Below are 24,515 nucleotides of genomic sequence, written 5' to 3'. Positions count from 1 at the left end.
AAAGTATGTCTCGTATAGGCAAAAAAGTTATTGATATACCAAAAAATATCGATCTAAACATAGAAAAAGACAAAGTTACGATTAAAGGCCCAAGGGGTGTTGCAACACAAACCTTTAAATCAGAATTTATTGAAGTAGTAAAAGAAGGGGATACTTTAATTATTAAAAACATAAACGAGGAAAATAAAAAAGCAAACGCTTTTCACGGTTTGTACAGGAGCTTGATTGCAAATGCCGTTGTGGGTGTAACTAATGGTTTTAAAAAAGAATTGATAATAGAGGGTGTTGGCTATAAAGCAAATGTTGAATCGAAGAGAGTTAAGTTAAATCTTGGATTTTCTCATGAGATTTTTTACCCAATACCAGATGGTATAACTGTGGAAGTAGATAAAACTGGCACAAACGTAACAATATATGGGATTGACAAATATTTAGTTGGTCAGGTTGCAGCTGACATGAGGGCATTTAAAAAAGTTGAACCATATAAGGGTAAAGGTATTAGATACAAAGACGAGAAAGTCAGAAGGAAAGCTGGTAAAGCCGCAGGAAAATAGGAGGTTGAATGTTAAAGAAACGCAGTAGAAATAAACTTCGATTAGCCAGAAAAGTTCGTTTGAAGTATAAAATAAGAGGCACATTAGAAAAACCGAGGTTATGTGTATTCAAAAGTTTAAATCATATATATGCTCAAATTATTGATGATGCAAGTGGCAAAACAATCGTGAGTGTTTCAAGTTTGGATAACCAGTTACAAGGCAAAGTTAAAGGTTGTAATATTGAAACTGCAAAGTTAGTTGGAGCGATTTTGGCTAAAAAAGCAACGGAAAAGGACATATCAAGTGTTGTTTTTGATAGAAATGGCTACTTGTATCATGGCAAAGTTAAAGCCTTAGCAGATGCTGCAAGAGAAGGCGGTTTGATATTTTAGGAGGTTTAAGTGGATAAAAGTTTTCAAGAGCATGTTATCAAAGTTGGAAGAGTTGCTAAGGTAGTAAAAGGTGGTAGAAGATTTAGGTTTAATGCACTAGTTGTGGTCGGCGATTCAAACGGTCAAGTAGGCATTGCGCTTGGTAAATCAAAAGAAGTTTCAGAGGCTATAAAAAAAGCCATAGAAAAAGCTAAAAAAGAAATGTTTAGAGTACCTATTACAAAAGATGGTAGCATACCACATATAATTCAAGTTAAACAAGGTTCTGGCGTGGTGTTGTTGAAACCGGCACAACCAGGAACTGGTGTAATTGCAGGCAATACCGCAAGATATATTTTGGAAGCATGTGGTATTAAAAATATAGTTACAAAATCCATTGGCTCAAGTAATCCATTTAATTTAGCTAATGCAGTTATTAAGGCTCTTCAATTATTAAAGAGTAAAGAAGAAATATTTGAAGGAAGGGGACTAGTGCAATGACTCTTAAAATAACTATGACAAGAAGTTATATTGGGCAAAAGGATAAAATAAAAAAAATAGCAAGGTCTCTTGGTTTAAAAAGGCCAAACCAGTTTGTTCTAAGAAAAGATACACCGTACATTAAAGGAATGATAAAAAAATTATACTATATGGTTAAAGTAGAAGAAGTTGAATAAGTTGAATAAGTTGAATAAGTTGAATAAGGAGATTAATATGCATTTATATGAATTACCAAAAATAGTACAAAAGCGCAAAAGAGTTGGAAGAGGTGATGCAAGTGGCTATGGCACAACAGCAGGCAAAGGCAATAAAGGTGAAAGGGCTAGAAGTGGCCATGGGCATTTACCTGTGTATTATGAAGGCGGTCAGACACCTATCTATAGAAGATTACCTAAAAGAGGATTTAAAAATAATTTTAAAGTAGAGTATGACATTGTAAATCTTAATACATTAGATAAACACTTTAATGACAATGACCAGGTTACGCTTGAAATACTAACATCTAAAGGATTGGCTAGCGGTAATAAATTAGTAAAAATTCTTGGAAATGGGGCTTTATCTAAAAAATTGAATATTAAAGCTCACGCATTTTCTAAGCAAGCCATGAGTAAAATTGAACAAGCAAACGCTACGTTTGAGGTTCTTTAATGCAAGACTATTCAAATATGTTTAACGTACCCGAATTAAACAAAAGGTTGTTATTTACCCTTATTATGTTTATCATATTTAGGTTAGCAGCACACATACCAACCCCAGGTGTAGACACTCATGTGTTGTCTGCACTTGTAAATCAAAATCAATCAACAGCGCTTGGGTTATTTAACCTTTTTAGCGGTGGCGCTATTAGCAACTTTAGCATAGTTTCATTAGGCATTATGCCTTATATTTCTGCTGCTATTATTTTGGAGTTATTTACTGCTGTCAGTCCAGAGCTTGCGAAATTAAAAAAAGAAGGCGAATCAGGTAGAAGAAAAATATCAGAGTATACAAGGTACTTAACGGTTGTCATATCGCTTTTACAAGGTATCGGTATCGCAATTGGTCTGCAATCCATGCATGGACCTAATGGCATTCCCGTTGTCATTTGGCACGGTATTGGGTTTATAATATTTGCTGATATAACATTGACAACCGGTACCATTTTTTTAATGTGGCTTGGCGAGCAAATAACAGAACGTGGTATTGGAAATGGTATATCTCTTATTATTTTTGCTGGTATTATTGCAAGACTTCCATCCGCTATAGGTAATACTTTTAACTTGGTAAGCTCTGGTGATATGTCTATACTTGCATTGCTGTTAATATTTGTAGTTGTAATAGGTGTGATTGCGCTAATTGTATTTGTCGAGTTAGCTCAAAGAAGAGTAAGCGTGCAGTACCCAAGAAGAATGGTGGGTAAGCGTCTCTACAATGCGCAAAGTAGCTATATTCCATTAAAAATCAATGTGTCAGGCGTAATACCACCAATTTTTGCTTCTTCTATAATGCTTTTTCCTGCAACAATAGCTAAAGTAATCAATGTGCCTATGGTTCAAAAAATTTCTAACTTGCTGAATCCTGGTGGTTTAATTTATAATGTTTTTTATGTAATTTTGATTTTTTTCTTTGCTTACTTTTACACATCTATTGCTTTTAATCCAAAAGATGTGGCAGACAATCTTAAAAAAAATGGTGGGTTTATCCCAGGCATAAGACCGGGTAAATACACTGCGGATTTTTTGGATTGGATACTTACAAGGCTTACATTTGTAGGTGGTATATATTTGTCCTTTGTTTGTGTATTACCATGGATATTAATGTCGCATTTTAGCGTGCCATTTTATTTTGGTGGTACTGCTTTATTGATTGTTGTGCAGGTTGCGCTTGACACAATAATGCAAATACAGGCTCATCTTTATATGAGAAACTATGATGGTTTTTTGAAAAAAGGGGGTAGATAGGTGATCGTAGTACTACTTGGAGCTCCAGGCGTAGGAAAAGGTACTCAATCGGAAAATATTGCTAAAAAATTTTCAATTGTGCAAATATCTACAGGGGATATATTAAGAAATGAAGTAAAAACCCAAACCGATCTTGGAGAGAAGGCAAAAAAATACATGGAAAAAGGCGAACTTGTTCCAGATGAACTTATTATTAAAATGATAGAAAACCGTATATCAAAAACTGATTGTGCAAATGGTTTCCTATTGGATGGATTTCCAAGAACGATTGAGCAAGCAAAAAGCTTTGATAAAATGATAGAACGAAAAAGTTTAAATCTTGATAGAGTAATATATATTGATGTTGCTAATGATGAAATCGTAGAAAGATTAACACTAAGAAGGGTTTGTCCAACTTGCGGAGCTATTTATCACTTGAAAAATAAGCCACCAAGACAAGATATGATATGCGATATTTGTGGTTCTAAATTGGTCCAACGTAGCGATGATACAAAAGAAACTGTAGAAAATAGATTAAAAGTTTTTAAGGAACACACGAAACCGCTAATTGATTATTATGAAAAGCAGGGGAAGTTAAGCTCAATAAGTGGTTTAGGTAATGTGGACGAAGTTTTTACAAGAATATCAAAGATACTAGGCGACTTATGATTATTTTAAAATCAAAACAAGAAATAAAAAAAATGCGCGTTGTAAATGCAATGGTAGCCGAAGTTCTAAATATGTTGAAAAATGAAGTGAGACCTGGTATAACAACATATGATCTTGATAGGTTTGCAATGGCTTACTCTGATAAGTTGGGTGCAAAGCCTGTTTTTTTAGGGTATGGAGGTTTTCCAAACGCGTTGTGTGTTTCTGTTAATGAAGAAGTTGTTCATGGTATTCCATCAAAGAAAAAAATTCTGAAAGAAGGTGATATAGTCAGCTTAGACTTTGGTTTATTTTATGATGGTTTTTGTGGAGATTCGGCTATAACTGTTGGTGTGGGCAGTATTTCGAAAGCCAAACAAAAACTTATTGACGTAACGCGTAATTCTTTATATAAAGGTATTGAACAAGCTAAAGTGGGTAATTATTTATTTGATATATCAAGAGCGATTCAAATATATGTGGAGTCACAAGGATTTAGTGTTGTTAGAGATTATGTTGGTCATGGTATAGGCAAAAATTTACATGAAGAGCCTCAAGTCCCCAATTATGTTCCAGAAAAGGGCTTCAATATTTTACTTAAAGTAGGTATGACGATAGCAATTGAACCAATGGTAAACATGGGTTCTTATGAAATTGAAGCAAAAAAAGACGGTTGGTGTGTCGTAACAAAAGACAGAATGCCATCAGCTCATTTTGAGCACACTATAGCAATTTTGGAAGATGGTCCTGTAATATTAAGCAAGGAGAATTAATTTTTATGGCAAAAGAAAAGCCAGTTGTGGTTGAAGGTGAGGTTATAGAGGCACTACCAAATGCAATGTTTAGAGTAAAGCTTGACAATAACCATATAGTGTTGGCACATGTTGCAGGTAAGATGCGCATGCATTTTATTAAGATTTTGCCAGGTGATAAAGTAAAGTTGGAAATTTCACCCTACAGTATAGAAAAGGGTAGAATAATTTATAGATACAAGTAAGAACAATGGAGGTTAAGTAAATGAAAGTTAGATCTTCTGTTAAAAAAATTTGCCCTAAATGCAAAATAATAAAGAGAAAAGGTATTATTAGGGTTATATGCGAAAACCCAAAACACAAACAAAAACAAGGTTGAAAGGAGGTTAAATGGCTCGTTTAGTTGGTGTAGAGTTACCCAAGAATAAGCGTATAGAGATTGCCTTAACATATATATATGGAATAGGTAAATCTACGTCTGGAGAAATACTTCAAAAAACTGGTGTTGATCCAAGCAGACGAACGGATGATTTGACGCCAGACGAATTACAAAAGTTGAGATCTGTTTTGTCTAATTATACAATAGAGGGTGAGCTAAGAAAAGTTGTTGGAATGAATATTAAGCGGTTGATGGATTTGGGCAATTACAGAGGTTTAAGACATAGAAAAGGTTTGCCCGTTAGGGGGCAAAGAAGCAGAACGAACGCAAGAACTAGAAAAGGCAGAAGAAAAACAGTGGGAGGTAAACATTAATGGTTTTTAAGGAGAAATTGAATGGCTGAAGCAAAGAAAAAGAAAGTAAAAAAAGTTGGCTCAAGCGGTGTGGCTTATATTCAGTCTACTTTCAACAATACGATAGTATCAATTACAGATAAAGATGGCAATGTTGTTTGTTGGTCAACATCTGGTAGTGTGGGGTTTAAAGGTACCAGAAAGGGCACACCTTTTGCTGCACAGATGGCAGCAGAACAAGCAGCTAAAGTAGCTTTACAAAGAGGCGTAAGAGAAGTAGATGCACGTGTTAAAGGACCTGGGTCAGGTAGGGAAACTGCTATTAGGGCTTTACAGGCAGCTGGCTTAAAGATTAAATCTTTAAAAGATGTAACTCCTATACCACACAATGGTTGTAAACCACCAAAGAAAAGAAGAGTTTGAGGTGATATAATATGGCAGTTTATAATGGTCCATCATGCAAAAAATGCAGAGCATTAGGGTTGAAATTATTTTTAAAAGGCGATAGGTGCGTTACTGAAAAATGTGCGTTTGAAAGATCTCCTTATCCTCCAGGAAAAGATAAAACTTCAAGGAGAAAATTAAAAAACTATACTGAACATTTACTTGAAAAACAAAAAGCCAAGGTCTATTACGGCATACTCGAGAGGCAATTTAGAAGATATTTTAGAAACGCTAAACAAATGGAAGGTCAAACTGGCGAAAATTTAGTTAAGATACTGGAGCGTAGATTGGATAACATTGTTTATAAAGCAGGCTTTGCTGCATCAAGCAAGCAGGCAAGACAGCTCATTGGCCATGGAAACGTTTTACTTAATGGCAGAAAGACTACAATCGCTTCTTTAATTGTTAATAAAAATGACATAATTAGTGTTAAAGAGAAATTAAGAGATTCTCAAGAGTTAAAAGATAGGATTGATTATGCTTACAAATCGGGTATTGCCCCATGGTTGAGTTTAGATCCAAACAATATGTCGGTTAAAGTCCTAGACATACCATCAATTGAGGATATAAGGGTGCCATTTAAGGCTGATACAATAGTTGAGCTTTACTCAAGATAAAACTAAAGAAAGGTTGGGTTATGAATAACGATATTTTTGAATATTTACAGTTGCCTCAAGAAATTAAAGTAGAGCGAATTAATGATAGGCATGAAAGGTTTATACTTGAGCCAATTAACGAAGGTTTTGCAACAACTGTTGGCAATGCATTAAGAAGAGTGCTGCTTTCTTCTATACAAGGTATTGGCGTAATTGGCATAAAAATAGAGGGTGTTGAACATGAGTTTAGTGGTGTAAATGGCGTAAAAGAGGACGTCATTAATATTATATTAAACTTGAAAGATGTAATCTTTAAAAACTTGTCAGAAAACTTTAAAGAATGTGTTATAAAAATGAGTAAAAAGGGCCCTGGTGTACTGAAAGCTAGCGACATTAAGTTGACCTCCGATTTAAAAATCATAAACCCAAACCACTATATTGCCCAATTAAACGATGATGCGGAATTTGAAGCTGAAATTTATTTAAAAAAAGGTGTTGGTTATAAACAGGCAAGTCAAGAAAGTGCAAATAGAGAGATTGGATATATCCCTATCGACACGCTTTTTACGCCAATAAGACGTGTCTCATTCAATGCTGGCAAAAGTATGGAAAGAGGTTTTTATGATTACGAGAGGCTTGTTTTAGATGTTGAAACAGATGGTAGTATTACACCAAAAGAAGCTCTAGGCCAGGCAAGCTACATACTTAATTCTCATTTTAAGCTTTTTATGGGTAGTTTTAAAGAACCTGAGCCAGATTTAAACTACAGTGATTTTAATGAAGAAATTGATGAAAATCTTTTAAAAACGGTTGAAGATCTCGAGTTAAATGTTAGAGCATCCAATTGTTTAAGAAATCATGACATTAAATATATATGGCAGCTGGTGCAGAAAACAGATATAGATTTACTTAATACAAGGAATTTTGGCAAACAATCTCTAAAAGAAATCAAAGCAGCTTTGAAACAAATGGGTTTAAGTTTGGGTATGACGTTTGACGAGAAATATATAAAAAGAATAGAAGAGGCTATAAAAAGGAGTGAAGAATGAGACATAGGAAGGCTTATAGAACCTTAAGTATAGATAGCGAAAAACGTAAAGCGCTTCTTAGGAATCTTACGATTGCCTTAATTGAGCATGGTCAAATAAAAACAACAGATGCTAAAGCAAAAGAGTTGCAAAGATTTGTTAGTAAGCTTATAACTATAGGCAAAAAAGATACACTGTCCTCGAGAAGGCTTTTGTTGTCAAGATTGCCTCACAAGCCAACTGTTAAAAAATTGCTTATTGATATTGTACCAAAATATGCAGAAAAAAATGGTGGTTTTGTTGGAGTATACAAAATAGGCTACAGAAAAGGCGATGCTGCTAAAATTTCTGTTATAAAATTTCAGTAACTTAAAATAATGTTTAGAAAATACAAATATTTATGGGGAGTGTTGTTGACACTCCTTTTTTTTACCATAGACTGGACGAGTAAATATTATCTAGCAAGACTTACGATAGATCGAACGGTCACCATTATTCCCAATTTCTTTAACTTGGTGTATGTTCAAAATAGTGGCGTAGCTTTTGGTTTTTTAGCTCATCTGAGTGGCATATACAGGTTTATATTTCTTATAGCAATTAGCGCTATAGTAGTAATTATAGCATTTTATTTTATGTTTAAAAGTGATACTTCTAAAACGTTGTTTGTTGGTTTAAGCATGCTTGCTGGAGGTGCTTTAGGGAACTTATATGATAGAGTCTTGCACGGTTATGTGTTAGATTTTTTTGACTTTTATATAAAAACTTACCACTACCCTGCTTTTAACTTTGCAGATTCTTTTATTACGATGGGGATATTGCTTATCCTATATGATAGGATAAGCAAGAAGAATTAGCTTTTACCTTTTTAGCATTTCTAAAATTTCTTTATATCTTTTGGCTGTTTTATCAACTATATGACCGGGTAATACTGGCCCAGGATATGTTTTATTCCAATCAAGCGTCAAAAGGTAGTCTCTAACAATTTGCTTATCAAAGCTGTCTTGGGGTTGTCCTTCTTTGTAGTCTGAAACAAGCCAAAATCTAGAGGAGTCTGGTGTTATTAATTCATCAATAAGCGTGAGTTTACCATCATAAATGCCAAACTCCATTTTTGTATCTGCGATAATTATGCCTTTTCCTAAAGCATATTGGCTTGCTTTGTTGTAAATTGCTAAGCTAATTTTTTTGATTTGAGCTGCAAGATCATATCCAATCATCTTAGACATTTGTTCAAAAGTAATATTTTGGTCGTGTCCAGTTTCTGCTTTTGTGCTAGGTGTAAAGATAGGCTCATCTAGCTTTTGAGATTCTTTGAGATTTTTAGGTAATTCTATACCGCATATTTTGCCAGTTTGTTTGTACTCAACCCAACCAGAACCAGAAATATATCCTCTAACAATACACTCAATTAAAATAGGATCAGTTTTTTTAACAAGCATACTGCGTTTATCCAAAAGCTTGCTAAATTTTTTTAATGGAGGTGGATAATCATCCATTGATCCACTAATAATGTGGTTTTGTATTATATTTTTTGTTTTTTCGAACCAAAATAAAGAAATTTGCGTCAATACTTCACCTTTGCCTGGTATTCCATTCGGTAAAATAACATCAAAAGCAGATATTCTATCTGTTGCCACAATTAGCAGTTTGTCGTCTAAGTCGTAGACGTCTCTAACCTTGCCCCTTTTTAAAAGCTCAACCCCTTCTAGATTAGTTTCCAAAACAACTTCACTCATTCAAAACCTCACACATATAATGAATTTTTACTCAATGAAGAATTGTATCATAATAAAAAGATTTTTCAATCCCCTTACACCAAACTTTCCAGTTTATCATACAGCAGCACTATAGGGTGCAAATTGTTTGCAGCAAGTTTGGATATGTCATTTAGCTGACTTATGTAGCTGTCAAAGAGTGTTTTTTTGGCAGCAATTAGTGCCTCAGTATTGCCTGAAAAGTCATTAAGTATTTTTATAGTGATTTTTACTAAAGACATAGTGTATTTTTTTATCATAGAAAATTGAGCAAATCGGTCCCACTCGTTTACAATCCTTATTGAGCTTATGTAGTTTATTACTTTTTGGAACCCAAAGATTTCGTTTACTTTTTCTATTGTTTGGACAGATTGGATGAAGTTTTTATCCGTTTTTCTGGTTATATAGTAGGCTAGTATAAAATCATCTATAAAGTAGATTTGTGCAATTTTCTCAGACAGTTCTTTTGAAAAGTACGCAGAAAGTTCTTTTGTTTTTTCTTCATATTTTGATTTAAATACGCCTTCTTTTATGGAATTGTCTATATAGTAGCCCATGTAGCCCAAAATTTCTTGCTTGTAGACATACTCTATGATTGAATCGCCAAAGAGGTACAGCTGATTTGTTGCAAACCTTTCTACTGCATAAAACATATCAATGATTGTTTGGTAGATGACTGCTTGATTGATTTTACCCTCGTGCGTGAATATTTCGTTTCTTATGTTTTGTACATCTAAGAGATCGTATATAAATATAAGCGTTTTTATTATAGAGGTAAAAGGCTGGCCTGTAAGCATGTTTATCTTAATTAGAGAGCCTACGCCGTTGCTGTTTACAATGAGGTTTGTAATGTAGGTTGAGCCTATTTCTTTCTTCAAAAGGTGCCTTTGAATGTGTTCTTTGTAAATTTCTCTTGTAGAAGGCGGAAAATAAAGCAGTGCGTATTTATCTATAAGGTACTTGTCAAAGTTTGTTTCTTTTAGGAGGTTTGTGAAGATAAATATCTTAAGCAAAGACAGCATGATAGAAAGCTCTGGTTTGGTATAGCCAACACCAGAGTCAATGCGGGAAGCCAGTGTTATCTTGTTTGGAAAGTAGTACTCAGATTCGCTAAATAGCTTTTTTTGTTTAAAAAACTCAACAAGCTCATAGAATACCTCTGACTCTTTTTTAGATCTTATCTCATCAAGCGATACAGCTAAGCTTTGCATGTAGTTGTGATCTAGCACCCTTTGGATAACCTCTGGGGTTAGTTTTTTTAAGGTATTGTTGCGCTCATCTAAGTCTTTGATTGTCTTAGATTCCATTAGGTCGTTTAAGAGAATTTTAAGGTTTACTTCCTGATCGGATAAATCCACGCCTGCTGAGTTATCTAAAGAGTCTGTGTTAATTTTACCACCAAGCAGTGCATACTCAATGCGCGCTTTCTGTGTAAAACCCAGGTTTGCACCTTCGCCTACGACTTTTGCTTTTACTTCATTGGCATTTATGCGTACATTGTCGTTTGTTTTATCGCCTGCATCTTCGTTTGTTTCATCGCTTGCTTTTACATAAGTGCCAACTCCACCCATCCACAAAAGATCTGCATTTGTTTTAAAGATCATTTTTATGAGCTCTTCTGATGAGACTGTGTCTTGGCTGGTTTTTAGAAACGCTTTTGCTTCGGATGAAAGGACAATGGTTCTTTCATCCCTTTTGCATACAAAGCCGCCTTTTGAGAGTGTATCTTTGTTGTAAAAACTCCAGGTTAGGGCATTGTCAAATAGTCTTTTTCTTTCTTTATACGAAGCTTCAATATCTGGGTTTGGGTCAACGAATATTTCTTTATCGTTAAAAGCAGCCTTTAGTTGTATGTTTTTTAGCTCAATCATGGCATTGCCAAACACATCACCGCCCATATCGCCAACACCAACCACGCTTATGGGTGTGGAGTTAAGTTTGACGCCTAGTTCACTAAAGTGCCTTTTTGTGCATACAAGGGAGCCTTTTGAAGTAATACCAAGTTCTTTGTGATCGTAGCCAAACTTTCCGCCAGAGGCAAAAGCGTCTTTTAACCAGAAGCTGTACTCATTTTGCGCTATATCATTTGCTGTATCTGAAAACTTTGCCGTGCCTTTGTCTGCTGCTACAACCAAGTAAGGGTCAAAGTCGTCGTAGCACACCGCATCATTTGGCCTTAGCTGCTCTTTTGAGCCTGAGTAGTTATCCGTAATATCAAGCATACCTCTCATGAGTGTCTTGTAGGACTCAATAGCTTTTTCTTGAATATCTTGGCCATTTGTGTGTTTTATGATAAACCCGCCCTTTGAGCCTACAGGCACAATTACCGCATTTTTTACCATTTGCGTTTTCATAAGCTCTAGGATTTCTAGCCTGAAGTCGTCTTTTCTGTCGCTCCACCTGATACCGCCCCTTGCTACTTTGCCCCCTCTTAAGTGACAGCCTTCCATTAAAAAAGAGTGGACGTATATCTCATACATCGGTCTTGGAAGAGGCATCTTTGAGATTTTAGAAGAGTCTATTTTTAGCGAGATGTAATGGTAGGTTTTTTGCATATAGAAGTTTGTCCTTATTGCTGAATCAATTATGTTGAATATAGAGCTCAATATTTTATAGTCTTGTATGTTGTTTATTGTTTCCAACTCTTTTGAGACCCTATCAAATACTTCTTTTGTGTTGCGCTGTTGTATGGTTGGGTTAAACTTCTGGTCAAATGCTTCAATAAAGAGTTTTGATAGGTGTGAGTACTTCACAAGTGAGCCAAACATTGAGATTCTTTTGACGCTAAAGTCTACCTGCATTAGATAGTTGCCAAGGGTTCTAAGCAAGTCTATTTGTTTATAGTCAAGCAGCTCTTTTGTAGTAAGTGAGTTTAGCTCATCGTTTTCTACAACTTTATCAATTACTGCAAGAAAGTTTTCTTCTACAAAATGGGCGTTTTTTTCAATATCAAACTCAAAGCTCTTTTCTATGTTGTACCTTTGGATAAGCACCGTTTTATCTTTAATGTTTAATTCAAAGAAATCTTCATAGAGTGCATTTAAGCCTAAGTTCTTTAATATGGGCAGTACTTCGTATAATGGTATTTTGCAATATGCATAAACCTTAAAAAATATCTCTTCGTTTTGCTTAAAAAACCTTACCTGCTTTTTTTGGTTTGCGATTACATCCAAAATTGCCTGTGTATCAATCAATGCTTCTTGCGGCTCAATGTTTAGCTTGTAGTCATCACTGAAGTATGAAAGATAGGACTTTTTAATACCGTTTTGGTCTAAGAGCTGGGTGTAGGAGCTAGACCACTCTTGTGTGTTTGACATAATAACCTCCTGTTAATTCTTAATTAAACTATATATTACCTAGTTTGAGTTATGTCAAGTAGGTAGTTATAAATTCTTGTCCTTGAATTTATTAGATAATATAATATAATTCTAAAATATGTACTTGTCGAAAGGAGTAAAAAAATGAAACAAGAAATAGCTTATGGTGATTTTGAAAAAGTTGACATAAGGGTAGGTAGGATTTTATCTGTAGAAGATTTTCCAAAAGCAAGAAAAAAAGCTTATAAGCTGTTAATTGATTTTGGTAGCGAAATTGGCATAAAGCGTTCGAGTGCTCAGATAGTCGATAATTATTCCAAAGAAGATTTAGTTAATAAATTAATTTTAGCGGTAGTTAATTTTCCACCAAAGCAAATTGCAAATTTCATATCAGAGGTATTAGTGATTGGAGTCGAAGATAAAAATGGTTACGTAAGCTTACTTTGTGTAGATAGAGAAGTAGAATTAGGGAAAAGAGTTTTTTAGTAAAATAAAATTTTATTTACGCATACGCTAAAAGTCTTTTTGTAAAAAACTTATTGACAAAAAAGCTCAAATTGAATATAGTTTAGACAGATTTAATTTTACCTTAGGAGGTTTTATATGTTAGCAAATGCTAAAATTAGCGTTATTGGTGCAGGTCAAGTTGGTGCTACAACAGCAGTAAGGATTGCAGAAAAAGAGCTGACTAGAGAAGTTGTATTGGTAGATATCGTTGAGGGTCTACCACAAGGTAAGGCGTTGGATGAGATGGAAGCATCTCCTATTGAAGGGTTTGATACAGAAATTATAGGCACAAACGATTACAAAGACACAGAAAACTCTGATATTGTAGTTATTACATCTGGGTTGCCTAGGAAACCTGGTATGTCAAGGGATGATTTGTTAAGCGTTAATGTTAAAATCGTAAAAGAAGTTACAGAGCAAGTGGCCAAGTATTCTCCAAATTCTATCATCATAGTAGTAACAAACCCATTGGACGCTATGGTTTATACTGCAAGCAAAGTAAGCGGTTTTGCAGACAATAAGGTCATTGGTCAGGCAGGTTGTTTAGATTCAACTAGGTTTAAAAGATTTATTGCATGGGAAGCGGGTGTTAGTGTAAAGTCTGTTGAAGCTATGACGCTTGGTGGTCATGGTGATGACATGGTGCCTCTTGTAAGTTACTCTACGATTAGAGGTGTTCCAATTAGTCAGTTCTTTACAAAAGAACAAATTGACAGGCTTGTAGATAGAACAAGAAATGGTGGCGGCGAAATTGTAAAATTGCTAAAAACTGGTTCAGCATTCTATGCAACAAGCTCAGCAGTTGTTCAAATGATAGATTCTATCGTGCGAGACAAAAAAGATGTTTTACCTTGTGCTGTCAAAACCCAAGGTAAATATGGTTTAGAAAAAGATCTGTTTGTAGGCTTGCCAGTTAAGCTAGGTAAATCCGGAATTGAAGAAATTGTAGAACTTAAAATGTCAGGCGAAGAACTAAAAGCATTAAAAGTATCTGGAGACCATGTAAAAGAATTGTGCAAGAGAGTAGAGGAATTAAAACTTTTATAATAGAAGGTGGGCTTATGTCTAATATTAGAGAAATAAATGTTTCTTCCATTGAAGAAGCCATTTATAATTTGGCAATAGAAGCTGCCTACAAACTACCTCAGGATATTCATCAAAAAGAAAAAGAATCTTTAGAAAAAGAAAAATCTCCTGTAGGCAAAGCTGTATTGGAAACAATTTTGAAAAATGTTGAAGTATCAGCACAAGGGGTTTTTCCCTTGTGCCAGGATACAGGTTTGGCTGTAATCTTTATGGAAATAGGCCAGGATGTGCACTTTGTTGGTGGGGGTTTAACAGATGCAATAAATAAAGGTGTAGAAAGGGCCTACAAGGACGCATATTTGAGAAAATCTAGCTGTGATCCGCTAACAAGGAAAAATTTAGGTAACAATTTACCCGCAATTGTCCATACATTTATAGCGCCAGGCGATAAAGTTAAAATTTTCTTTGATGCAAAAGGTGGCGGCAGTGAATCTATGAGCAAGGTACAGATGCTAAAGCCCGCTGATGGTAGGGATGGTATAATAAAAACTGTTGTTGATTGGGTGATTGAGGCTGGCCCGAACCCATGTCCTCCAACAATCATTGGTGTTGGCATTGGCGGAGATTTTGAGCGTTGCGCAATATTGGCCAAAAAGGCTACAATGAGGCATTTGGGTGAAAAGAACCCAGACCCAAGGCTTGCAGAAATGGAAGAAGAGATACTAACCAAACTAAATAATTCGGGTATTGGTCCAGCTGGACTTGGCGGTATTACAACGTCGCTTGGGATTCATATTGAGATGGAGCCATGCCATATAGCAACGCTGCCACTTGCTATAAATACAGCATGCCATGTAAACAGGCATAAAGAAATTTTAATTTAAGGAGCAATTTATGGCAGAATATAAATTAAAAACACCGTTAACTAACGAGGATATCCTAAAACTTAAAGCAGGAGACAAAGTTTATCTAAGCGGCGTAGTCTATACTGGTAGAGATGCTGCGCATATGCGCATGATTGATGCTCTAAATAAAGGTGAAGATTTGCCCTTTGACCCTAAAGGACAAGTGATTTACTATGTTGGGCCAAGTCCCGCAAGACCAGGTTATCCAATAGGTTCAGCAGGACCAACAACAAGCTACCGCATGAATTCTTTTGCACCAGTATTAATTACACAAAAAGGCTTAAAGGGTATGATAGGAAAAGGTAAAATGAGCCAGGAAGTAAAAGATGCATGTATAAAATATAAAGCGGTTTATTTTGCAAGCATAGGTGGTGCTGCTGCGGTTGTGGGTAGTGCAATAAAAAAAGCAGAAGTTATAGCCTATGATGACTTAGGTCCAGAGGCAGTTAGAAAGTTAGAAGTTGAGGATATGCCCATTTTTGTTTGCTATGATGCATACGGAAATGACCTATATGAGTTAGCAAAAAAGGAGTGGGCTAATAAATTATAAAATATTTGACATTTTATAAATTTTGATTTAATATCCTAATAAATTTTATAGAAAGGGGGTTTGAGGCTAAAGTATTAGCCGAAAAGCGCTATGAATTGGTATCAGCCAAGTGCATCGTATAAGTGGCACGAAGGTTTCGTCGCCTGGGTTTTACACAGAGTAACAGGTCTATTGTTAATTTTGTACCTCTTTGCGCATGAGTGGGTAATTTCAACTTTACAAAATCCACAAAACTATTCTCAGGCAATGGGTGTTTTGGAAAGCCCTATATTTAAGCTTTTAGAGGTTGGTTTGTGGCTTGTTGCAGCATATCACGCTGTAAATGGTTTGAGGGTTGTACTGGTTAACTTTGCTGGAGCAGCAGAACGCAGCAATTACAAAACTAACGTATGGCTTTTTTGGGTAATTTTTGCGTTAGTATTTGTAGCAGGCGCTATACCTATGCTAATGGGTTTGGCAGGCTAGGAGGTAGACTATGGAATACATGAGAGGATATATCGACAGGTATCAAGGTAGCAGTAAATCAGGTGAGTTTAACTGGTTGATGCAGCGAGTATCTGGTGTTGCATTGTTAGTTTTGCTATTGGGACATTTTTTCATACAGCATTTTATCGGCGCACCAGTAGGAGGTGCAGGATATGCTGCTGTTGCTGCACGATTGTCTGATTTGGGTTGGAAGTTGTTTGATATGACATTTGTAACATTTGCCCTTTATCATGGTATAAACGGCATATTTATGGTTATAGAAGACTATGTATACTCTGGATGGAGAGTTTTTTGGAAAGGCTTTTTTTGGATAGTTGGTGTTCTTTACTGGGTTTTAGCTGCACTAACGATTATACCATTTAAGGGTTAGAAGGAGGCTGATGTGGCTGATATTAAAGTAAAGCTTGAGGTTTTTGACGTTATTATAGTTGGTGCTGGTGGTGCAGGTTTGGCTTCTGCAGTGCAAACTGGTTTAGCTAAACTAAAAACGGCTGTAATCACAGAAGTATATCCAACAAGATCGCATACTGTGTCTGCTCAGGGTGGAATTGCGGCTTCCCTTGGGAATATGGAAGAAGACCACTGGATTTGGCATATGTATGATACTGTTAAAGGCTCTGATTACTTAGGTGATCAAGATGCTATAGAAGAGTTTATTAAACATGCACCAGAGACTGTATATGAATTAGAGCATTGGGGCGTGCCTTTTTCTAGGAATGAAAACGGTACTATATATCAAAGACGATTTGGCGGCCACACAAGAAACTACGGTGAAGCAGCAGTCCAAAGAGCCTGTGCGGTGGCTGATAGATCTGGACATGCATTGTTGCACGCGTTATTTGAGCGCACATTAAGGCCAGATATAGTTCAGTATATAAGCTACTACACAGAATATTATGCAGCAGAATTGTTTAGAGACAAAGAAACTGGAAAAGCGATCGGGATTTTAGCGTGGGATATGGTAAATGGCGGTTTTACAATGTTTTTTGGTCAAGCTGTAATTTTTGCAACCGGAGGTGACACAAGAAACTACAGGACAGGTACAAATGCACATATAAATACGGGAGATGGATTGAAGTTGTGTTTAAAAGCAGGAGTGCCTATTGAAGATCCAGAGTTTATTCAATTTCACCCTACCGGCATTTACGGAGTTGGAAATTTAATTACAGAAGGTGTTAGAGGCGAAGGTGGGTATTTATTAAATAGCCTTGGCGAACGATTTATGACAAAATATGCACCTAAAGTTATGGATCTTGCGTCACGCGATGTTGTGTCGCGTGCGATGGCAACAGAGATTAGAGAAGGCAGAGGCGTTGGCCCGAAGAAAGACCATATACTCTTAAAACTTGATCATTTAGGCAAAGACTTGATTATGTCAAGACTTCCTGGTATTTGGGAGCTTGCATATAAATTTGTGGGCGTGGATTGCACAAAAGAGCCAATACCAGTGCAGCCTACAGCACACTACCATATGGGTGGTATACCAACCAATACTAAAGGCGAAGTTGTTGATTGGGATGGCAAAAACGAAGTGAGAATACCAGGGTTATATGCTGGTGGAGAATGTGCGGCTCAATCGGTGCATGGTGCAAACAGGTTAGGGTGCAACTCTTTGCTTGACATAGTTGTAAACGGAAAACAAGCTGGAGTGAATGCAGCAAGATACATACTAGAAGAAAGACCGGAATTTCCTTTGCCACCACTTGAAAATATAGCCGATGAATATGGAAAGGAAACCATTGAACAAGTTAAAGCATATTTTGATGGTGGGCCTGGCGAGATAAAGATGGATGATATTTGGGAGAGGCTAAGAGATTCTATGCAACACAAGATGTCTGTTTTTAGGATTGAAAAAGACATGAAAGAACAAAGCAAGGAAATAGATAATTATTTTGAAGAATTCAAAAAAGTTGGTATGACAGATAAAAGCCCATATTTTAATACCGAGCTTGTCGAATTACTAGAGTTAGAGTCACTTCTGTATGTTTCAAAAGTTGAAACAGAAGCGGCATTAGCAAGGCAAGAAAGCCGTGGTGGCCATTTTAGGGATGATTATCCAGAACGCGATGATGTTAATTGGCATAAGCATACCCTTGTTAGATGGAAGGATGGAAAAGTAGAGTTAGATTATAAACCCGTTAGAATGAAAGGTGCTACAGCGCCTACATTCCCACCTAAGAAAAGGGTATATTAAAGGAGGGGCAAGATGTCATTAAATGCTGGAGATAAAGTAATATTTAAGATATTTAGATATGATCCTGCCAAAGATAAAGCTCCTTATTTTAAAGACTATGAAGTAACCATCGAAAAAAAAGGTATGATGGTATTAGATGCCTTGAATCAAATTAAATGGCATATCGACGGTTCTCTTAGTTTTAGAAGGAGCTGCAGAGAAGGTGTGTGTGGTTCTGATGGTATGAATATTAACGGCATGAATACGACCTCTTGTATGGCTCACGTTGATGATTATAATAGCAATGTCTTGATAATCAAGCCGTTACCTGGATTGCCTGTAATTAAAGATTTGGTCTGTGATTTTGTAGATTTTTTTGATAAATATTATGCAGTAAAGCCGTATTTGATTGAAAAAACACCACCCCCTGGGACAGAAAGGTTACAAAGCATAGAAGATAGGGCTAAACTCGATGGACTATATGAATGTATACTGTGCGGTTGTTGTTCGAGCTCTTGTCCATCTTATTGGGCTGACAGAGATTATTTAGGTCCAAGTGCTTTGCTTAATGCGACTCGTTTTGTTCTCGATACTAGAGACGAAGGTAGTGATGAAAGATTGGATACAGTAAATAACATTCATGGTGTATGGCGTTGTCATACAATACTAAACTGTATACATGCATGTCCAAAAGAATTAAATCCAACCAAAGCAATAGCTTCGCTCCAAAAAGAGATTTTAAAACGCACGTATTAATTTATAAGAAGGGCTTTTGTCGCCCTTCTTTTTTCTTTTCAAAAATCGTTTTTTGTGATAAAATAAAAAATTAATTAGGTAAAGTTTAATGTATGAAGTAAGGCAAGAAATAAATTTAAAAACAATTAGAGAAAATTTTTTAAATATCCAAAATTATGTTGGCAACAAGACAGAAGTGATACCAGTAATAAAAGCGGATGCCTATGGTCATGGTGCAAGTGCTGTTGCTTTAGCCTTAAAAGAGTTTGTTAAAAATTATTTTGCAGTAGCTTGCACTGAAGAAGCTGTAGAGTTGAGAAAAAATCACATAGATACAAATATAATAGTGCTAAGCAGGGCTGGTTTTGGAGATATAGAGGACTTATATAACTATAATCTAACGCCCGTTGTTCACGGCTTTTCTGTCTTGCAAGATATTATAGATTTTGCAAAAAACAAAAAATACAGGTTTCCTATACATATAAAGTTCAATACAGGAATGAATAGAGTGGGTTTTAACCAATTGGACTTAGAGAAAATTGTAGAGTTATACAAAAAAAACAAAGATTATATTGATATTGTTGGTATTATGTCGCATTTTTCAAACTCTGAATCAGATATTAAGCAGACCACTCAACAACTTAATATTTTTGAAGAAATTATTAAAAGTATAAAATCATATGGTATAGACCCAAGATACTATCATATATCAAATAGTGGTGCTATCTTAAATTATAGAAGTTCACATTTTAATGCCGTAAGAGCTGGTATTGCCCTTTATGGTTATTACCCAAAAAAACAAAAAGACAATTCAATGAATATAAAGCCTGCTATGAGCATAAAGAGTTTTATTATAAGTAAGCATTATTTAAAAAAAGGTGAAGGGATAAGCTATGGACCAAGTTTTGTTGCAAACTGTGATATGCAGGTTGCAATTGTAGCTTTTGGTTATGCAGATGGTTTGTTTAGGCTTATGTCTAATAAATTTGGTGTTATTGTAAATGATAAACTATGCAAAAGTATTGGCACAATTTGTATGGATATGTTTGCAGTAGATGTTAGCGATGTTGATGTAAAAGTTGGAGATGAAGTAATTATTATGGGAAAAAGTAAGACTTGTATGGTTGATGCAGATGATTTGGCACTAGTATCATCCACTATAAATTACGAAATCCTTACCAATATTGGAAAGAGTTTGAGGGTAAAGAGAGTATACGTATAATGTTTATTTTTACTTATTTTGGAAGCTTGATAGTAAATTTTATAGACCAGCTGGGTGGGATTGTTATTTTAGCAGCAAAAGCTCTTTCGAATGCGATTAGGGGTTCACTAAGGCTAAAGCAAACAATAGATCAATTTTATACTATTGGTGTTACATCAAGTTTTATTGTAATTTTAACATCACTTTTTATTGGGATGGTTGAAGCTTTGCAAGTTTATCATGGTTTTCAAAAATTTGGTGCAGAAAATATGATAGGCTATACTGTAGCGGTCTCTTTAGGTCGCGAGCTTTCCCCTGTATTTACAGCTTTGATGATTGTTGCGAGAAATGTATCTGCGATGAGTGCAGAAATTGGAACGATGAAAATTACAGAACAGATAGATGCTATGGAAGTTATGGCAGTTGACCCTATAAACTATATTGTTACACCACGCATTACGGCTACAGTTGTAATGTTGCCTTTTTTGGTTGCCCTATCAAACGTTGTTGGCAATATTGGTGGCTATATTGTAGGTGTTTTTGTATTAAAAGTTAACTCTGTTGCCTATATTGACAACATAAGACAGTACCTGGGTATGAGTGATTTGACTTATGGGTTTATTAAAGCTGCTGTATTTGGGTTGATTATTTCTTCTATTGGTTGCTATATAGGACTCAATACCACAAAAGGGGCAAAAGGTGTGGGGCTATCTACTACAAGGGCCGTTGTGATTTCCAGTGTTGCAATTTTAGTTGCTGATTACATTTTGTCGGCATTTTTATTTTAATATGTTAGAGATTAGAAATTTAAAAAAAAGCTTTCGGCAAACAAATAGTACTAGATGGTTTAGATTTAAATACTGAGCCAGGCAAGATAACTGTAATTTTAGGCAAAAGCGGTCAAGGCAAGAGTGTTTTAATAAAAAGTATAATTGGTACGCTAAAGCCAGATTTTGGTGAAATAATGTACAATAATAAAAATTTGTTAAATATGAAATTATCAGAACTTAATAAAGTAAGGATGAAATTTGGTGTATTGTTTCAAGAAGCTGCGTTGTTTGACTCAATGACAGTTTTTGAAAATGTAGCATTTCCTGCTATTGAGCATAAGTTAATCGACAAGAAGGCCATAAAAGATGAAGTTAGGCGTGTGTTAGATTTAGTTGAGCTTGATAATATAGAGGAAAAATACCCAAGTGAGCTTTCTGGTGGTATGAAAAAACGCGTAGGACTTGCCAGAGCTATTATTACAAAACCAGAAATAATTTTTTTTGATGAGCCAACAACAGGATTGGATCCAATTGTCTCGTATTCAATAGCAAAGCTAATCAAAGATATGAAAGCTAAACTAAATACCACATGTTTGGTTATTACGCATGATTTGGATGTAGCAAACCTTATCGCAGATTATATCGGTTTTTTAGATAGCGGTAAAATAATCGAGTTTGATAAAAAGGAAGATTTCTTTAATTCAAGTTACCCTATAGTTAGAGAATTTTTAGATGCATTTAGAGGAGGTTAGTAATGAAAAAAGAGACAATAATAGGGCTTTTTGCTTTTACGATAATAGTATTTTTTGGCATAATGACAATAAAGCTAGGGCAATTTAGCTTTACAAAAAAACCTACATATACGCTTTATGCAACATTTTCAAATGTATCTGGTCTAAAAGATAAGGCAAAGGTTACTGTTTCTGGCGTAGAGGTAGGATATGTTAAAGGCATTGAATTAACACCACAAGGTGCAAAAGTTGCTATAGAGGTTTACACAAAGTATAAAATACCAAAAGATTCAATTTGTTCGATATCAACAACAGGCCTGCTGGGCGAAACCTACATTGAAATCACGCAAGGCAAAAGTAATGTTTATTTAGCTAACAATCAAACTTTTATTTACAGTCAATCTGCGGTTGGTCTAAATAATGTTATGCGTGGAGCAAGCGAGGTTTTAAACCAGCAAAATAGGGATAATTTGGCAAAAACACTTCAAAATATCGCAGTTTTGACGGCAAATTTAAATGAAGTGGTTAACGAAAATCGAGCTGCACTTAGAGCTACAATTATAGAGGCAAAGCAGGCAATGCTTGCTTTTGATAGGGCAATGTCAAATATAAACGAAACCGTATTGCAAAGCAGACCTGATCTCAAAGCAGCGTTAGAGAATGCAAAAACTTCAATGAGTAAGCTTAATTCTTCTTTGAACAATGTATATGCTATAACAGAAAATGTTAAGGAAGGTAAAGGCACAATTGGCGGTTTGATGACCAAAGATGATATATACAACAACATTAACAATGCAACAGCAAACATCGATGAGATTTCAAGAAAGATTAACGAAGGAAAAGGCACAGTGGGCAAACTTGTCAATGATGAGAGTGTTTATGATAATCTGAATTCTACGCTTAAAGACTTAAAAGAATACTTTGGTCGTATGAATAGGATACTTGTTCAAGCAAACATTCAAGGCAATTACTTAACGCGTGGTGGTAACTCTATGGGTATTGCAGGCGTAAATATATATACTGCACCTGATAGATTTTATAGAATAGAGGCAGTTAATGAAAAAAATTACGAAAATACATCAAATCCATCCAGTCAGGATACTAAGACACGTATTACAGCAGAAATGGGTAAGCGCTATGATAATATAGTAATAAGAGGCGGTATTATAGAGTCTACATTTGGAGTGGGTGCTGATTATTATGTAACACCTAATTTAAAATTAACAGCGGATGCATTTGACTTTAACCATTCAAATGACATAAGGGATCATAATGCGCAAGTAAGGGTTCAGGCTTCATATAGAGTATTGAGACACTTCTATCTTTATGGTGGAGTTAATGAATTGTTAAACAGCCAGTCAAGATCACCTTTTATAGGTTTGGGTATGAAATTTACAAATGAAGATTTAAAATATTTTGCTGGCGCAGCAAGCAGTATACCGCGCAACTAAGGAGTAATGATTATGTTATATAAAAGCACACGATGTGGAGTAAAAAATATTAGCTTTAAAGATGCCGTAATGATGGGGCTTGCAACAGATGGTGGCCTAATTGTGCCAGAGTTTGTGCCAAAGTATGACCCGCAAAGTATCAAAAACAAAAATTTTAAATCCATAGCATTTGATATATTTAAGCTATATATTGATGATATTAAAGAAGATGATGTACTAGAATTAATTGAAAAAAGCTATTCCACATTTGATGATGATGAAATTACTCCCTTAAGGCAATTTGGTCAGTTCTACATCCTTGAATTATTCCATGGACCTACTTATGCTTTTAAAGATATTGCTTTGCAATTTTTAGGCAACCTTTTTGAACATATCCTAAAAAAGCGCAACCAAACGCTAAATATCCTTGGTGCTACAAGTGGCGATACAGGTAGTGCGGCAATTTATGGCCTAAAAGGTAAAAAAAATGTAAAAGTATTTATACTTTACCCACAAAACGGAGTAAGTTTGACTCAAGAGCTTCAAATGTGCGACATTGACGATGAAAATGTGTTTCCTATTGCAGTAAATGGTACATTTGATGATTGCCAGTATATTATAAAAGAAATTTTCAAAGACGCTGCATTTAAAGAAAAGTACCATTTGGGCTCCATAAATTCTATAAATTTTGCTCGAATATTAGCGCAAATTGTGTACTATTACTACGCATTTTTAAAAGTAGAAAAGAATGTAGCCTTTAGCGTACCAACAGGTAATTTTGGTGATATATTTGCTGGATTTTTAGCTAAGTTGATGGGATTGCCTATAGAAAAGCTAATTTTGGCTACAAACGAAAACGATATCTTGTATAGGTTTGTATGTTTTGGTGAGTACGCTAAAAATCAGGTTAAAAAAACACTTAGCCCTTCTATGGATATACAAGTAGCAAGTAATTTTGAAAGGTACCTTTATTATCTATACGACCAAAATTGCAGCAAAGTTAAAGACTTGATGCAAGAATTTAATAAGAATGGTAAGCTCGTATTTAATGATAAAATTTTGCAAATTCAAAGTGATTTTAGTGCCTATAGGGTTAGTGATGAAGAAATTCTGCAAACTATTAAAGATTTTTATGGAAAGTACAATTATATAATAGATCCGCATACGGCTTGTGGTGTAAAATCCATCATTGATGAATCTATACCAGCAGTTTGTTTGGCTACAGCTCATCCTGCTAAATTTTCACAAGCTATAGAAAAGGCGCTTGGATTTAGTGCGCCTATGCCACAAAATCTTGCCAAACTTTCAACAAAAAAAAGAAAATTTAAAGAGGATAATAGCGTAGAGGCTGTAGAGCATTTTATTAAAGAGCATGCGATATCTTGATTTTGTTACAATTGACT

The 24,515-nt window shown here is 35.3% G+C and carries 31 protein-coding genes; 29 read left to right on the top strand and 2 right to left on the bottom strand.

The window, feature by feature from the left end; all coding sequences use genetic code 11:
- Nucleotides 1-5 precede the first annotated feature (5 nt).
- From rplF to lspA, 16 genes are read left to right on the top strand one after another with little or no spacing between them, the layout of a single operon-like run.
- Nucleotides 6-554, top strand: a complete 549-nt coding sequence (gene rplF / locus DESAMIL20_RS07710; protein ID WP_086034258.1) for a 50S ribosomal protein L6 — start codon at nucleotides 6-8, stop codon at nucleotides 552-554.
- Between the two features lie 8 nt (nucleotides 555-562).
- Entirely contained in the window at nucleotides 563-928 is a 366-nt protein-coding gene (gene rplR, locus DESAMIL20_RS07705; protein WP_086034257.1) for a 50S ribosomal protein L18, read from the top strand.
- 9 nt (nucleotides 929-937) lie between these two features.
- Nucleotides 938-1,408 (top strand): 30S ribosomal protein S5, encoded by a 471-nt coding sequence (gene rpsE / locus DESAMIL20_RS07700; RefSeq protein WP_086034256.1) that lies wholly within the window; start codon nucleotides 938-940, stop codon nucleotides 1,406-1,408.
- Entirely contained in the window at nucleotides 1,405-1,584 is a 180-nt protein-coding gene (gene rpmD / locus DESAMIL20_RS07695) for a 50S ribosomal protein L30 (RefSeq protein WP_086034255.1), read from the top strand. Before rpsE ends, rpmD begins: the two co-directional genes overlap by 4 nt.
- Nucleotides 1,585-1,621: 37 nt before the next feature.
- Nucleotides 1,622-2,056 carry a 50S ribosomal protein L15 gene (rplO, locus tag DESAMIL20_RS07690; RefSeq protein ID WP_086034254.1) on the top strand — a complete coding sequence of 145 codons (435 nt, stop codon included), beginning with the start codon at nucleotides 1,622-1,624 and terminating at the stop codon, nucleotides 2,054-2,056.
- Complete coding sequence (secY, locus tag DESAMIL20_RS07685; protein ID WP_086034253.1) at nucleotides 2,056-3,348, top strand: preprotein translocase subunit SecY; 1,293 nt, start codon at nucleotides 2,056-2,058, stop codon at nucleotides 3,346-3,348. Before rplO ends, secY begins: the two co-directional genes overlap by 1 nt.
- Nucleotides 3,349-3,996, top strand: coding sequence for an adenylate kinase (locus DESAMIL20_RS07680; RefSeq protein ID WP_086034252.1), 648 nt, complete (start codon nucleotides 3,349-3,351; stop codon nucleotides 3,994-3,996).
- Nucleotides 3,993-4,748 carry a type I methionyl aminopeptidase gene (gene map, locus DESAMIL20_RS07675; RefSeq protein ID WP_086034251.1) on the top strand — a complete coding sequence of 252 codons (756 nt, stop codon included), beginning with the start codon at nucleotides 3,993-3,995 and terminating at the stop codon, nucleotides 4,746-4,748. The genes DESAMIL20_RS07680 and map overlap by 4 nt, the downstream gene beginning before the upstream one ends.
- A 5-nt stretch (nucleotides 4,749-4,753) precedes the next feature.
- Nucleotides 4,754-4,972: a translation initiation factor IF-1 gene (gene infA / locus DESAMIL20_RS07670; protein WP_086034250.1), complete on the top strand. Its 219-nt coding sequence runs from the start codon at nucleotides 4,754-4,756 to the stop codon at nucleotides 4,970-4,972.
- A 20-nt stretch (nucleotides 4,973-4,992) separates the two neighbouring features.
- Entirely contained in the window at nucleotides 4,993-5,106 is a 114-nt protein-coding gene (rpmJ, locus tag DESAMIL20_RS07665; RefSeq protein WP_086034249.1) for a 50S ribosomal protein L36, read from the top strand.
- 11 nt (nucleotides 5,107-5,117) lie between these two features.
- The gene (rpsM, locus tag DESAMIL20_RS07660) at nucleotides 5,118-5,480 is read left to right on the top strand and encodes a 30S ribosomal protein S13 (protein WP_086034248.1); all 363 of its coding nucleotides are present in this window, start codon (nucleotides 5,118-5,120) and stop codon (nucleotides 5,478-5,480) included.
- 21 nt (nucleotides 5,481-5,501) lie between these two features.
- Complete coding sequence (gene rpsK / locus DESAMIL20_RS07655; protein WP_086034247.1) at nucleotides 5,502-5,882, top strand: 30S ribosomal protein S11; 381 nt, start codon at nucleotides 5,502-5,504, stop codon at nucleotides 5,880-5,882.
- Between the two features lie 11 nt (nucleotides 5,883-5,893).
- On the top strand, nucleotides 5,894-6,520 hold the full coding sequence (rpsD, locus tag DESAMIL20_RS07650) for a 30S ribosomal protein S4 (protein WP_086034246.1): 627 nt from the start codon (nucleotides 5,894-5,896) through the stop codon (nucleotides 6,518-6,520).
- A gap of 20 nt (nucleotides 6,521-6,540) precedes the next feature.
- Nucleotides 6,541-7,548, top strand: a complete 1,008-nt coding sequence (locus DESAMIL20_RS07645) for a DNA-directed RNA polymerase subunit alpha (protein ID WP_086034245.1) — start codon at nucleotides 6,541-6,543, stop codon at nucleotides 7,546-7,548.
- On the top strand, nucleotides 7,545-7,895 hold the full coding sequence (gene rplQ, locus DESAMIL20_RS07640) for a 50S ribosomal protein L17 (RefSeq protein ID WP_086034244.1): 351 nt from the start codon (nucleotides 7,545-7,547) through the stop codon (nucleotides 7,893-7,895). Before DESAMIL20_RS07645 ends, rplQ begins: the two co-directional genes overlap by 4 nt.
- Nucleotides 7,896-7,904: 9 nt before the next feature.
- Entirely contained in the window at nucleotides 7,905-8,381 is a 477-nt protein-coding gene (lspA, locus tag DESAMIL20_RS07635) for a signal peptidase II (protein ID WP_086034243.1), read from the top strand.
- A gap of 3 nt (nucleotides 8,382-8,384) precedes the next feature.
- Here the strand turns inward: lspA and DESAMIL20_RS07630 are convergent, their stop codons facing one another.
- Together DESAMIL20_RS07630 and DESAMIL20_RS07625 are read right to left on the bottom strand one after the other, a co-directional pair.
- Entirely contained in the window at nucleotides 8,385-9,263 is an 879-nt protein-coding gene (locus DESAMIL20_RS07630) for a phosphoribosylaminoimidazolesuccinocarboxamide synthase (protein WP_086034242.1), read from the bottom strand.
- Nucleotides 9,264-9,337: 74 nt separating this feature from the next.
- Nucleotides 9,338-12,598, bottom strand: a complete 3,261-nt coding sequence (locus DESAMIL20_RS07625; protein WP_086034241.1) for an NAD-glutamate dehydrogenase domain-containing protein — start codon at nucleotides 12,596-12,598, stop codon at nucleotides 9,338-9,340.
- 144 nt (nucleotides 12,599-12,742) lie between these two features.
- On the opposite strand from DESAMIL20_RS07625, the gene DESAMIL20_RS07620 reads away from it, so the two are divergent.
- The 13 genes from DESAMIL20_RS07620 to thrC all read left to right on the top strand — a co-directional run bounded on the left by DESAMIL20_RS07620 (nucleotide 12,743) and on the right by thrC (nucleotide 24,498).
- On the top strand, nucleotides 12,743-13,084 hold the full coding sequence (locus DESAMIL20_RS07620; protein WP_086034240.1) for a tRNA-binding protein: 342 nt from the start codon (nucleotides 12,743-12,745) through the stop codon (nucleotides 13,082-13,084).
- Between the two features lie 117 nt (nucleotides 13,085-13,201).
- Complete coding sequence (gene mdh / locus DESAMIL20_RS07615; protein WP_086034239.1) at nucleotides 13,202-14,152, top strand: malate dehydrogenase; 951 nt, start codon at nucleotides 13,202-13,204, stop codon at nucleotides 14,150-14,152.
- Between the two features lie 14 nt (nucleotides 14,153-14,166).
- The gene (locus DESAMIL20_RS07610) at nucleotides 14,167-15,015 is read left to right on the top strand and encodes a fumarate hydratase (RefSeq protein ID WP_086034737.1); all 849 of its coding nucleotides are present in this window, start codon (nucleotides 14,167-14,169) and stop codon (nucleotides 15,013-15,015) included.
- A 10-nt stretch (nucleotides 15,016-15,025) separates the two neighbouring features.
- The gene (locus DESAMIL20_RS07605) at nucleotides 15,026-15,586 is read left to right on the top strand and encodes a Fe-S-containing hydro-lyase (protein ID WP_086034238.1); all 561 of its coding nucleotides are present in this window, start codon (nucleotides 15,026-15,028) and stop codon (nucleotides 15,584-15,586) included.
- A 90-nt stretch (nucleotides 15,587-15,676) separates the two neighbouring features.
- Nucleotides 15,677-16,051, top strand: a complete 375-nt coding sequence (sdhC, locus tag DESAMIL20_RS07600) for a succinate dehydrogenase, cytochrome b556 subunit (RefSeq protein ID WP_086034237.1) — start codon at nucleotides 15,677-15,679, stop codon at nucleotides 16,049-16,051.
- A gap of 10 nt (nucleotides 16,052-16,061) precedes the next feature.
- Complete coding sequence (locus DESAMIL20_RS07595) at nucleotides 16,062-16,442, top strand: succinate dehydrogenase, hydrophobic membrane anchor protein (protein ID WP_086034236.1); 381 nt, start codon at nucleotides 16,062-16,064, stop codon at nucleotides 16,440-16,442.
- A gap of 12 nt (nucleotides 16,443-16,454) precedes the next feature.
- Entirely contained in the window at nucleotides 16,455-18,266 is a 1,812-nt protein-coding gene (gene sdhA / locus DESAMIL20_RS07590; protein ID WP_086034235.1) for a succinate dehydrogenase flavoprotein subunit, read from the top strand.
- Nucleotides 18,267-18,278: 12 nt separating this feature from the next.
- A complete protein-coding gene (locus tag DESAMIL20_RS07585) occupies nucleotides 18,279-19,001 on the top strand; it encodes a succinate dehydrogenase iron-sulfur subunit (RefSeq protein WP_086034234.1) in 723 nt (240 codons plus the stop codon).
- A gap of 88 nt (nucleotides 19,002-19,089) precedes the next feature.
- A complete protein-coding gene (gene alr, locus DESAMIL20_RS07580) occupies nucleotides 19,090-20,202 on the top strand; it encodes an alanine racemase (RefSeq protein WP_086034233.1) in 1,113 nt (370 codons plus the stop codon).
- A complete protein-coding gene (locus tag DESAMIL20_RS07575) occupies nucleotides 20,202-20,969 on the top strand; it encodes an MlaE family ABC transporter permease (protein ID WP_086034232.1) in 768 nt (255 codons plus the stop codon). Before alr ends, DESAMIL20_RS07575 begins: the two co-directional genes overlap by 1 nt.
- Nucleotides 20,970-21,013: 44 nt before the next feature.
- Nucleotides 21,014-21,703 (top strand): ABC transporter ATP-binding protein, encoded by a 690-nt coding sequence (locus DESAMIL20_RS07570; RefSeq protein WP_086034231.1) that lies wholly within the window; start codon nucleotides 21,014-21,016, stop codon nucleotides 21,701-21,703.
- 2 nt (nucleotides 21,704-21,705) lie between these two features.
- Nucleotides 21,706-23,133 carry an MlaD family protein gene (locus DESAMIL20_RS07565; RefSeq protein WP_086034230.1) on the top strand — a complete coding sequence of 476 codons (1,428 nt, stop codon included), beginning with the start codon at nucleotides 21,706-21,708 and terminating at the stop codon, nucleotides 23,131-23,133.
- A 12-nt stretch (nucleotides 23,134-23,145) separates the two neighbouring features.
- Nucleotides 23,146-24,498: a threonine synthase gene (gene thrC / locus DESAMIL20_RS07560; protein ID WP_086034229.1), complete on the top strand. Its 1,353-nt coding sequence runs from the start codon at nucleotides 23,146-23,148 to the stop codon at nucleotides 24,496-24,498.
- Nucleotides 24,499-24,515: the final 17 nt, after the last annotated feature.

Source organism: Desulfurella amilsii (genome assembly GCF_002119425.1).
GTDB lineage: Bacteria > Campylobacterota_A > Desulfurellia > Desulfurellales > Desulfurellaceae > Desulfurella > Desulfurella amilsii.
Note: the sequence above shows the minus strand (reverse complement) of the source record. Positions and strands in the feature narration are given on the sequence as shown.

Excerpts from the sequence above, each read along its gene's own strand:
- rplF (WP_086034258.1), top strand. The coding sequence starts at position 6 with ATGTCTCGTATAGGCAAAAAAGTTATTGATATACCAAAAAATATCGAT.
- rplR (WP_086034257.1), top strand. The coding sequence starts at position 563 with ATGTTAAAGAAACGCAGTAGAAATAAACTTCGATTAGCCAGAAAAGTT.
- rpmD (WP_086034255.1), top strand. The coding sequence starts at position 1,405 with ATGACTCTTAAAATAACTATGACAAGAAGTTATATTGGGCAAAAGGAT.
- rplO (WP_086034254.1), top strand. The coding sequence starts at position 1,622 with ATGCATTTATATGAATTACCAAAAATAGTACAAAAGCGCAAAAGAGTT.
- secY (WP_086034253.1), top strand. The coding sequence starts at position 2,056 with ATGCAAGACTATTCAAATATGTTTAACGTACCCGAATTAAACAAAAGG.
- map (WP_086034251.1), top strand. The coding sequence starts at position 3,993 with ATGATTATTTTAAAATCAAAACAAGAAATAAAAAAAATGCGCGTTGTA.
- infA (WP_086034250.1), top strand. The coding sequence starts at position 4,754 with ATGGCAAAAGAAAAGCCAGTTGTGGTTGAAGGTGAGGTTATAGAGGCA.
- rpmJ (WP_086034249.1), top strand. The coding sequence starts at position 4,993 with ATGAAAGTTAGATCTTCTGTTAAAAAAATTTGCCCTAAATGCAAAATA.
- rpsM (WP_086034248.1), top strand. The coding sequence starts at position 5,118 with ATGGCTCGTTTAGTTGGTGTAGAGTTACCCAAGAATAAGCGTATAGAG.
- rpsK (WP_086034247.1), top strand. The coding sequence starts at position 5,502 with ATGGCTGAAGCAAAGAAAAAGAAAGTAAAAAAAGTTGGCTCAAGCGGT.
- rpsD (WP_086034246.1), top strand. The coding sequence starts at position 5,894 with ATGGCAGTTTATAATGGTCCATCATGCAAAAAATGCAGAGCATTAGGG.
- DESAMIL20_RS07645 (WP_086034245.1), top strand. The coding sequence starts at position 6,541 with ATGAATAACGATATTTTTGAATATTTACAGTTGCCTCAAGAAATTAAA.
- rplQ (WP_086034244.1), top strand. The coding sequence starts at position 7,545 with ATGAGACATAGGAAGGCTTATAGAACCTTAAGTATAGATAGCGAAAAA.
- lspA (WP_086034243.1), top strand. The coding sequence starts at position 7,905 with ATGTTTAGAAAATACAAATATTTATGGGGAGTGTTGTTGACACTCCTT.
- DESAMIL20_RS07630 (WP_086034242.1), bottom strand. The coding sequence starts at position 9,263 with ATGAGTGAAGTTGTTTTGGAAACTAATCTAGAAGGGGTTGAGCTTTTA.
- DESAMIL20_RS07625 (WP_086034241.1), bottom strand. The coding sequence starts at position 12,598 with ATGTCAAACACACAAGAGTGGTCTAGCTCCTACACCCAGCTCTTAGAC.
- DESAMIL20_RS07620 (WP_086034240.1), top strand. The coding sequence starts at position 12,743 with ATGAAACAAGAAATAGCTTATGGTGATTTTGAAAAAGTTGACATAAGG.
- mdh (WP_086034239.1), top strand. The coding sequence starts at position 13,202 with ATGTTAGCAAATGCTAAAATTAGCGTTATTGGTGCAGGTCAAGTTGGT.
- DESAMIL20_RS07610 (WP_086034737.1), top strand. The coding sequence starts at position 14,167 with ATGTCTAATATTAGAGAAATAAATGTTTCTTCCATTGAAGAAGCCATT.
- DESAMIL20_RS07605 (WP_086034238.1), top strand. The coding sequence starts at position 15,026 with ATGGCAGAATATAAATTAAAAACACCGTTAACTAACGAGGATATCCTA.
- sdhC (WP_086034237.1), top strand. The coding sequence starts at position 15,677 with ATGAATTGGTATCAGCCAAGTGCATCGTATAAGTGGCACGAAGGTTTC.
- DESAMIL20_RS07595 (WP_086034236.1), top strand. The coding sequence starts at position 16,062 with ATGGAATACATGAGAGGATATATCGACAGGTATCAAGGTAGCAGTAAA.
- DESAMIL20_RS07585 (WP_086034234.1), top strand. The coding sequence starts at position 18,279 with ATGTCATTAAATGCTGGAGATAAAGTAATATTTAAGATATTTAGATAT.
- alr (WP_086034233.1), top strand. The coding sequence starts at position 19,090 with ATGTATGAAGTAAGGCAAGAAATAAATTTAAAAACAATTAGAGAAAAT.
- DESAMIL20_RS07575 (WP_086034232.1), top strand. The coding sequence starts at position 20,202 with ATGTTTATTTTTACTTATTTTGGAAGCTTGATAGTAAATTTTATAGAC.
- DESAMIL20_RS07565 (WP_086034230.1), top strand. The coding sequence starts at position 21,706 with ATGAAAAAAGAGACAATAATAGGGCTTTTTGCTTTTACGATAATAGTA.
- thrC (WP_086034229.1), top strand. The coding sequence starts at position 23,146 with ATGTTATATAAAAGCACACGATGTGGAGTAAAAAATATTAGCTTTAAA.